Consider the following 8,258-nt stretch of genomic DNA (forward strand, 5'->3'; position numbering starts at 1 on the left):
CAAGCCGGCGCCCCGCCACGACGTGGGCAAGACCGTCAAACGCGAACCCACGCTTCAGGCCCACCTCGCCGCGCGAGGTTAAAGATCAAGCTCAGCGAAACTGAGTTGGAGGACGGTGCATGGTTGGTACGGGGAGGCTGGCATGCCCCCGGCGCAGTTGACGTGACGCCGTTGCTCAGGGCAGTCCCTCTCCCGAACTGGTGAGCCGCCCACGACGCTATGGCTCTTCATCGTCTTGGACCAGTCGGGCCCACCGGCGGTGGCCCATGCGCTCGGTCTCGTCACACACGATGCGGGTAACGGTCCATTCCGGTCCGAGGGGGTGGTTCCCGCGATGGTCCGTCGAAACCGCCACCGTCTGGAATCCACGGGCCGGCGAGCCGAGAAGAGCAGTGGCCTGGTGGTAACCGCCCCAGTCGAGCCCGTTCAAGAATGGGTCGAGGAGGAGCAAGGTCGGGTGAGCCCGTGCGTACGTTTCAGCGAGCGCGACCAGAACCTCCAGTCCGACGAGAGGGCGAAGCCGGCGATCACCGTTGCCTGTTTCAACACAGCTTCCGAGCACGAAGTCGGCGCGGATCCGATCGTCGACTATCCGGGTGCGCTTGACCGCCCCGCCGACGATCTCAGGAAGGTCTGAGATCACCTTGCGCATCACCCAGTGGTCAAGGCCCAGGTCCGTGGCAAGGTCATGGACGTCGGCGGGAAAGTCACCGCTCCACCGGGGTACTCGGACCACTTGGTAGGGGGAGGCCACGAATGGAACCTCATGACCGTCGGCGAAGAAGTGGAGCCTGTCACCCTCCGCCTTGAACTCGGCCCGCCGCGGCTGAGAGTCATACCAGGTGAGTGCCGCATGTACACGGGACTCCGGGCGGGCGACCCGCTCCATGATGTGGGACGGGGCTGCCAGCCCCGACAGAAGCGAGATGAAGTGACTTTTCCCGATTCCATTCGTGCCCAGGAAAATGTTGCACCGGGAGAAGCGCACCGTAGTCGGCTCCTTCAGCCACACGTCCTCCGTGATCTCGATCGAGTGGATCCATCCGAAGGGTCGGGCGACGCCCCCGTGCTCCATACGGACCCGGGCCTCGTGGAGATCTCGCCAGCTTCGCAGAAGCGACGCCGGATAGGCGTCGCCGGCGTTGGTATCGACAAGACGCGCGCATCGGGCGCAGAGCCAGATGCCGTTGAGAGGATCGCTTCGCTGGCCGGCGTTCAGCCCGCCGGTACCGCGGGGCCCGCCCGGTGCCGCGGCATAGATGTGAGCGGCGGTCCCGGTCATCTCGACGTCGTCGATGCCCCTTCCGGGCCCGATGGTGAGTGCCCCGCAGCCGGGATTCGAGCAACGAAAGGCCGCCCGAAGCGCGAGGGCACGCTTCGTTACCTCACTGAAGTCAGCGCGTCGGCCAGACCCAGTCCCCATTGCTCCCCCACCCATCTCGCTCTCAGCACACCGTAGCCCTGCCGACGGACAGTGACCGAGTGTCAGCAGCCGCCCTGGCTAACCGAAAGCGCGGCGGAGTCCTCCTCGACCCGCGCGGCCCCGCGCCCGCTGGGCGAGCAGAGCTAACTCAGCAGCCCCTGTGCGTTCACCAAGGACCGGGGAGACTCCGAGGCGTAAGCGCCAGCCGCCGGGTAACGAGAGCTCGGAGGTCGGGCCGTGTCGACCGGACACAGTCAGCCGTGCACCAAGTGAAGTCATCGTGTTCTGTCTGGTTGATCCGGACCGGCCATTGACCGGGCGGTTCCTCGGCGGCGAAGAAGAACCCCCTGCTGGCGGGCAGCAGGGGGTTCTCGCGGGCTGGGTAGTCCAGGTGGCCGATGTACAGCGCGCTGGCGATGGCCAGCCCGGCCTCCTCCTGGACCTCACGTGCGAGGGCTTCGGCGAGGGATTCGCCGGTCTCGACGCCGCCGCCGGGCGGTTCCCAACGGCCGGCCCAGGAGTCCGACGCCGTACGTCGGAGCATCAGGAGCCGGCCGTGGCGGACGATGAGTGCACCCACGCAGAAGGCGTCGTATCCGTCTCCGCGGGCCTGGTCAATGAGCTCATGGTGCACGATCAGCGGGTGACGAGTTCCCGTACGGCGTCGCTGACGGCTGGGATCTCGTCGGGCCCGGCCCACTCGTGCGCGTCGTGCTCGGTGAGGGTGACCGGGCCGGTCCGGGTGACAGTGACCTCGAAGGTCAGCTGCCGGGTGAGGGCGCCGCTGCCGGACGTGTAGTCGAAGTGCCCGAGGTACTTCTCGACCGCGTCGATCCGCAGGCCGGTCTCCTCGTCGACCTCCCGCAGCAGGGCCTGCTCGATGCCCTCGCCCTTCTCGACCTTGCCCGACGGCAGCTCCCACAGGCCGGCCATGAACTCGCCGGCCGGGCGCCGCAGGAACAGCATGCGGTCGCCGTCGGCGATCACGGCGGCCACGACGAACCGCTCCACCCCGTCCGTCTCGGCGGCGACACGGATCGTGTCCTCGAACGTGGGGTCGGCGAAGGGAGAGTTCACAGCAGCTCCTTGTGGTGGTCGCTCACCTTGATGGCCGCGCTGATGTACTGCTCGGCCAGCGGACGATCCTGTTCACGATGCCAGACCGGGAGCTTGATCGTGTGCGCGTGGGTGTGCTCGGCGACCGGGAAGTCCCCTACCTGGTAGCGGCGGTGGGCGTGCGGGTGGCCGGGGAACAGCATGGCCGGGCTCTGGTACAGCGGTAGCTGGTTCATGGGGCAGGTGGAGCCCGGCCGGTCGAACTCGACCGCGCCCTCGGCGACCAGGGCCTGGTGGAACCGCTCGACACTGAGGCCACCGAGCTCCTGCGGGCGGTAGGTGAGCGTCAACCCGTACCAGGACGGGACCACTCCTTCGGGCATCGGGATGACCTCGAGCCCGGGGATGCGGGCGAACTCCTCGGTCAGGTAGCGCGCGATCTCCGCCCGTCCGGCGAGGTAGCCGTCGAGGCGGCCGAGCTGGTCGTGCGCGATGGCGGCGGCCAGCGGGTGGATCCGGAGCTTGAGGCCGGACCCGGTGACCGCGTACTTCGCGAGCGGGTGCTTGGCCGGGATCTCGGACTTGGCTCGCTTGTTGTAGTGGCCGAACGTCAGGAGCCGGTAGTACGTGTCGTCGTCGTCCGTGAGGACGAACCCGCCCTCGCCGCCGGACAGCGGCTTGGGACCGTTGAGCGAGAACGCGCCGCCCAGCCCGAAGGTGCCGACCTTCTTGCCGCCGTGGGAGGCGCCGTGGGCGTGGGAGCCGTCCTCCAGCAGGAGGAGGTTGTGCGTCTTGGCGATGGCCTGGATGGCGAGCATCGCGGCCGGCCTGCCCCACAGGTGGGTGACCATGATGGCGCGGGTGCGCGGAGTGATCGCGTCCTCGATCGCGGTGGGGTCGATGTTGCCGTCCGGGCCGGTCTCGACCAGGACCGGCACCGCCCGCAGATGGAACAGCGGCGAGGCTGTGGCGTGGAACGTCCAGGCGGGGACGATGACCTCGTCCCCGGCCTTGATCCTGGCGGCGTCGTAGGTAGCGTGCAGGGCCGCGGTGCCGGAGCTGAAGGTGACCGCGTGCCGGACGCCGAAGTAGTCCTGGAGGGCGTCCTCCAGGTCGGCGACGATGCCCGAGCGGCCGGGGATGGAGATGGCCGAGCGGAGCTGGGCGGTGACCTTGCTCTCGGTGGTGTCGTCCATCGGCGGCCACTCGAAGTGCGTGCCGGCGGCGGTCACCGCGGGCTCGCCGCCCAGCAGGGCGAGGTTGTTCGTCACAGCATCTCCTTGGGGTCGATGTAGCGGCCGGCGGCCTTGGACTCGTAGCAGGACGCGATGAAGGCCATGTGGCCCAGGTGTTGTTCGGGCCCGGCGGTGTTGGGGCGTTCGCCATCCAGGACCCGGCAGAAGTAGTCGATCTGGGCGGTGGCCGCGCTGGACGGGGCTTGCGGGCGCGACAGCTCGTCGACGACCTTGCCGTGCACATCGAGGCGCTGGACCTGGCCCTTCGTCAGCAGGACGGAGCCGAGGGTGCCGACCACGTGCAGTTTCTCGGTCTTCGGGGCCATCCAGCGGGACAGGAGCACGGTGCCGTACAGGTCGTTGTCGTAGCCGAGCTGGATGACGGCGGTGTCCTCGGCGTCGTACCCGCCGTCGGGCAGCGCGGCGGTCGAGAAGTCGGCCATGATCCGGTTGGGCATCCCGAAGTACCACAGCAGCAAGTCAACGATGTGGTAGCCCATGTCGATGATGCAGCCGCCGCCGGCCTGGCTGACGTCTCCGCGCCAGCCGGCGCCGGGGTCGTCGGTGTGGAAGGTGTACTGGCCGTCGATGAGGAACGGGGTGCCGATCTGGTCCAGGAGCTGGACCACGGACGCGTGGAGCGGGTTGAAGCGCCGTTGGAGCGTGACCATCAGCTCCACCTGGGCCTGCTGGCAGATCGCGGCGAGCTCGCGCGCCTCCGGCAGGGAGGTGGCGAACGGCTTCTCCTTGAGGACGTGCACGCCTCGGACGGCGCACTCCTCGATCACGGCCCGACCGGCGTGGTGCGGGACCGCGACGATGACGAAGTCCGGCGCCACGTTGTCCAGCAGGTCGGCGGCCCGGGTGAAGCCCGGGACGTTGTGCGTGTCCTGCTGGGCCCGCAGGGCGTCCGGGTCGTTGTCGCAGACCGCGACCAACTCGGCCCGGTTGGAGGCGAGCAGGCCGGGAAGGTGGTCTTCGAGTGCCCGGTGTCCGAGGCCGATGACCGCCGCGCGTCGTTTCATGGGCTGACTCCTTCCGCTTCGTGAGGGAACTTGTCGATGCGTGTCGAGTACAGCGCCAACTGCGCTTCTCTGGACAGGCATTGTCTGTAGTCCCGGGGTTGTCCCGCGCTCGCGCGCAGTAGGCTGCCTGTCACTGTCGATGATGGAATTGGCCCCGTGGACGACCCGATCCGGCACCCCCTCGCCTACGCCCGTGAACTGCGCGGGTGGTCACAGAGCGACCTCGTCGTGTTCCTCGACCGGGCCGCCCGCAAGCACGGGCTCCGCTCCGGCGCGGACAAGACGGCCGTCAGCCGGTGGGAGAACTGGCGCAAGCAGCCGAACCTGGACTCCCAGATCCTGATCGCGGAAGCCTTCGACGTTCCGATCGCCGACATGGAGCTGTTCGGGTGGCCCGATTGGCTGCCCGGCCGCGAGGTTCCGCTGCCACTGGGATCGGCGTACACCGTCCAAGCACTTCGAGATGCACAGAGAGCCGCCATGGACCGCCGCAGCTTCATGACCTTCAGCGCCGTCTCGCTGGCCGGCCTCGCCGCCCAGTGGGCCACGATCGAGCCCGATCGCCTGACTTCTGCCCTCGACGGCAGGACGGCCGTGGACCCCGGGCTCGTGGACTGGCTGGAGGAAACCAGCGCGAAGCTGACGACCTTGCCCACCGAACAGCGCCAGCACACGATCAAGCTGATGGACGCTCATCTCGCCACCGTCACCGACCTGATCGAGGGCGGCGGCCACGCCGAGCCCGTCACCAAGCGGCTGCACCTCCTGGCCGCGTCACTGGCCACCACCTGTGGCTGGTACCGCTTCGACCAGGGCAAGCACTTCGCGGCGGGAAAGCTCTGGGCAGGGGCCTTGCAAGCCGCCAACGCCGCGGGTGACCGCGACTTCGGCGCCGGTGTGCTCTCCGACTTCGCCTACCAGTCGAACTGGATCGGCCAACCGAACATCTCGGTGGACCAGCTCGGCCACGCACTGTCCGGTACGAAGCACCCCACCGCCCGGTCGCTGCTGTTCCTCCGGCGGGCCAGGGCCTACGCCGCGCTCGGCGAACGCTCCGCGTGCTACCGCGATCTGTCCGACGCCGAGACTGCACTGTCGACGCGGGCTAGCGACCCCGCGCCAGGCTGGTGCGCGTGGATGAGCCCCGCGGACCTCGCGGTCGACTCCGGCCAGTGCCTCCTCGATCTCGGCCGGGCCGACGAGGCGCACGTCAGGATGGCCGAGGGCCTGGCCCTCCTGCCCAAGGCCCGGGACAAGACGCGTGGCATCTTCCTGACCTACCAGGCCAAGGGCTTCCTGCAGTCCAACGACGTCGAGCAGGCTCTCGCTGTCACCACCGAATCCCTCGATCTGGCCACCCGCATCGGCGCCGAGCGGTGCGTCACCCTGGTCCGCGAACTCGCGCCGGCGTTCAAGCCGTACCGCCAGGTTGACGGCGTCGCCGATCTCATCGAGCGCGTCCGAGCTGCGTGACGGACGCTCAGATCAGAGTCACGGTGATCAGCGGCCGGAGAGGACGATCCGAGCCGCCGTCGCCAGGAGGCTGCCTCGCCACCGGGCCGGGCCACGCGCCGGCCGCCACCCGGCGGACGCCGCCAACCCCCTACCTTCCTCCGCGGACACCACTGGTGTCGAACCCGCAGGCCAGACCAGTTCTCCTGCCTGGCGCGGGCCACGGCCCGGAGTTCCCCCGGCGTCGGACTGAGTCCCGGCGGCTACCGCCTCGGACCCGTCCCGGACGACGTGGTGCGCCGTGCCGACCAGATCGAGCTGGTCGACATGTCCGCCGAGGCCCTGCGCAGGCGGATGGTCCACGGCAACATCTACCCGCCCGAGAAGATCGACGCGGCGCTGGCGAGCTTCTTCCGGGCCGGCAACCTGACTGCCCTGCGGGAGATCGCCCTGCTGTGGGCGGCCGACCGGGTCGAGGAGGCGCTGCTGCGCTACCGCCACGAGGCCGACCTACGGCCCCGGATCGCCGCCCGCCTGGCCCGGGCCGAACAGCGGGCCGCGGAACTGGAGGCGTTCACCGCCTGCCTCCGCGACGAGCTGGAGCGCCTGGACGCCTTGCCGGACCGGGAGGACCGCTGCGACGCCGAGTGCGAACCGCTCGCACCACCCACCTCGAACACGGGGACCGCCGGGCAAGAGGGCGAGCGGTGGCGCACGGCGGCGGTGGCCTGCTCACTGACCCGCGACGGCCTGGCCGAGCGCACCACACAGTGGCACCAGGTACTCGACGGCGCGACGCGCATCGGCATCCCCGACGGGTTGCGGCTGACGCTGCCCGCCGAACGGACCACAGCGGTCGCCTCGCTGGCCGCGGCCGAACAACGGTGCTGCCCGTTCTTCGACTTCCGCCTCCACCTCGACGGCCCGGCCGTCCACCTGGAAGTGCGTGCCGGTCACGACGGCATGCGTGTACTCGCCGACCTGTTCGGCCCGACAGACCGGGCGCCCACGACGCCATGACCTTGGGATGCCGGGCGGCATGCTGCGCGACTACCAGCTGCGGAACCCGCTCCTACGGGCCGAAAGCTCAGCCCGTCAACGAGGATTACGAGGCCGAAGGCGGTCAGGACCACCGGATGCAGGACGTGGCCCCAGCGGGATGAGCGCCCTTGCGACGGCCAGGGCGGGTGGCGAGGTACCTGCCCGCCAGGCATCACGGCAACCGCAGTCCGGAAAAGGGAAGGCCCCGGCTAGCGCCGGGGCCCGAGTCCTTCTCCGGCGCTCAGTGGTCGCCGGAGAAGATCTCCTTCACCTCGCGCACCGCGTAGTAGACGAGAACGTAGCCGGCCACCGGGTCGGCCCACCACCAGCCCAGGGTGGTGTTGAGGAGCAGGCCGACCAGGACGGCTGCGGCCAGCAGGCCGTCGATGAGGGTGACCCGGCCCTCGGTCCTGAGGACCGGGTTGTCCAGAGCGGCGCCGGTGCGGGCCTTGCCGAAGGCGAGGGTGAACATCACCGCGGCGGTGATCGCCGTCCAGACGATCCCGAGCGTCGAGTGGTGCGGGCGGAAACCGGCGGCCAGCACCCACGTGGACTGCACCAGCAGGTAGACGGCCAGCAGGGCGAAGCCCACCCCGATCAGCTTGAGCGCCCGCTTCTGCCGCTCCTCGCCGGTGCCGGACAGCTCCCAGATCACCACGGTGGAGGCGCCGATCTCGATCAGCGAGTCCAGGCCGAAGCCCGCCAGCGCCACCGACCGCGCGCCGAGCGCCGCCGGCTCACCCACCTCGACGTCCGCCGACGCGACCGCCTCGGCGGCATCCTGCACGAATACCAACATGCAGCGTGACCAGCACGGACGTGGTTCTTGGCACCTACAGGGCCGACGACGGACTGATCGACAAACCCCGGCGAGGCCGCTACACCGCAACGAATGACCCTTCGTCAACTCACTTGATGGGCAGCGATGAACGTTAGGGCTCGCAGAGCATTAACCCGTAGCTTCCCGCTCTTTGGCTCGTTGCTGTGGTATGAGCGCGTTGGAGGGGGAACATGCCTCACTGGCAG

The 8,258-nt window shown here is 69.3% G+C and carries 7 protein-coding genes and 1 pseudogene; 2 read left to right on the forward strand and 6 right to left on the reverse strand.

The genetic code is table 11. The annotated features are described in order from the left end of the window. Positions 1-217: 217 nt before the first annotated feature. The 5 genes from P3T39_RS36600 to P3T39_RS36620 all read right to left on the reverse strand — a co-directional run bounded on the left by P3T39_RS36600 (position 218) and on the right by P3T39_RS36620 (position 4,739). Positions 218-1,282: a hypothetical protein gene (locus P3T39_RS36600; RefSeq protein WP_280703643.1), complete on the reverse strand. Its 1,065-nt coding sequence runs from the start codon at positions 1,280-1,282 to the stop codon at positions 218-220. Between the two features lie 307 nt (positions 1,283-1,589). Beyond that, positions 1,590-2,003, reverse strand: a complete 414-nt coding sequence (locus P3T39_RS36605; protein WP_280703644.1) for an NUDIX hydrolase — start codon at positions 2,001-2,003, stop codon at positions 1,590-1,592. Between the two features lie 56 nt (positions 2,004-2,059). Then, positions 2,060-2,500 (reverse strand): NUDIX domain-containing protein, encoded by a 441-nt coding sequence (locus tag P3T39_RS36610; protein WP_280703645.1) that lies wholly within the window; start codon positions 2,498-2,500, stop codon positions 2,060-2,062. Beyond that, on the reverse strand, positions 2,497-3,750 hold the full coding sequence (locus P3T39_RS36615) for a DegT/DnrJ/EryC1/StrS family aminotransferase (protein ID WP_280703646.1): 1,254 nt from the start codon (positions 3,748-3,750) through the stop codon (positions 2,497-2,499). The genes P3T39_RS36610 and P3T39_RS36615 overlap by 4 nt, the downstream gene beginning before the upstream one ends. Continuing rightward, positions 3,747-4,739 (reverse strand): Gfo/Idh/MocA family oxidoreductase, encoded by a 993-nt coding sequence (locus tag P3T39_RS36620; protein ID WP_280703647.1) that lies wholly within the window; start codon positions 4,737-4,739, stop codon positions 3,747-3,749. Before P3T39_RS36620 ends, P3T39_RS36615 begins: the two co-directional genes overlap by 4 nt. Before the next feature lie 156 nt (positions 4,740-4,895). Here P3T39_RS36620 and P3T39_RS36625 point away from each other — a divergent pair, with 156 nt between their 5' ends. After that, positions 4,896-6,212 carry a helix-turn-helix transcriptional regulator gene (locus P3T39_RS36625; RefSeq protein WP_280703648.1) on the forward strand — a complete coding sequence of 439 codons (1,317 nt, stop codon included), beginning with the start codon at positions 4,896-4,898 and terminating at the stop codon, positions 6,210-6,212. A 258-nt stretch (positions 6,213-6,470) separates the two neighbouring features. Continuing rightward, positions 6,471-6,707, forward strand: a pseudogene (locus P3T39_RS36630) (sensor histidine kinase KdpD); the annotation flags it as partial. Positions 6,708-7,473: 766 nt separating this feature from the next. On the opposite strand, the gene P3T39_RS36635 reads toward P3T39_RS36630, so the two are convergent. Beyond that, positions 7,474-8,031, reverse strand: coding sequence for a cation transporter (locus P3T39_RS36635; protein WP_280703649.1), 558 nt, complete (start codon positions 8,029-8,031; stop codon positions 7,474-7,476). Between the last annotated feature and the right edge of the window lie 227 nt (positions 8,032-8,258).

The organism is Kitasatospora sp. GP82 (assembly GCF_029892105.1).
Lineage (GTDB): Bacteria > Actinomycetota > Actinomycetes > Streptomycetales > Streptomycetaceae > Kitasatospora.

What these genes read in the sequence shown, in the direction of transcription:
- P3T39_RS36635 (WP_280703649.1), bottom strand. Translation starts at nt 8,031, where the DNA reads ATGTTGGTATTCGTGCAGGATGCCGCCGAGGCGGTCGCGTCGGCGGAC.
- P3T39_RS36600 (WP_280703643.1), bottom strand. Translation starts at nt 1,282, where the DNA reads ATGACCGGGACCGCCGCTCACATCTATGCCGCGGCACCGGGCGGGCCC.
- P3T39_RS36620 (WP_280703647.1), bottom strand. Translation starts at nt 4,739, where the DNA reads ATGAAACGACGCGCGGCGGTCATCGGCCTCGGACACCGGGCACTCGAA.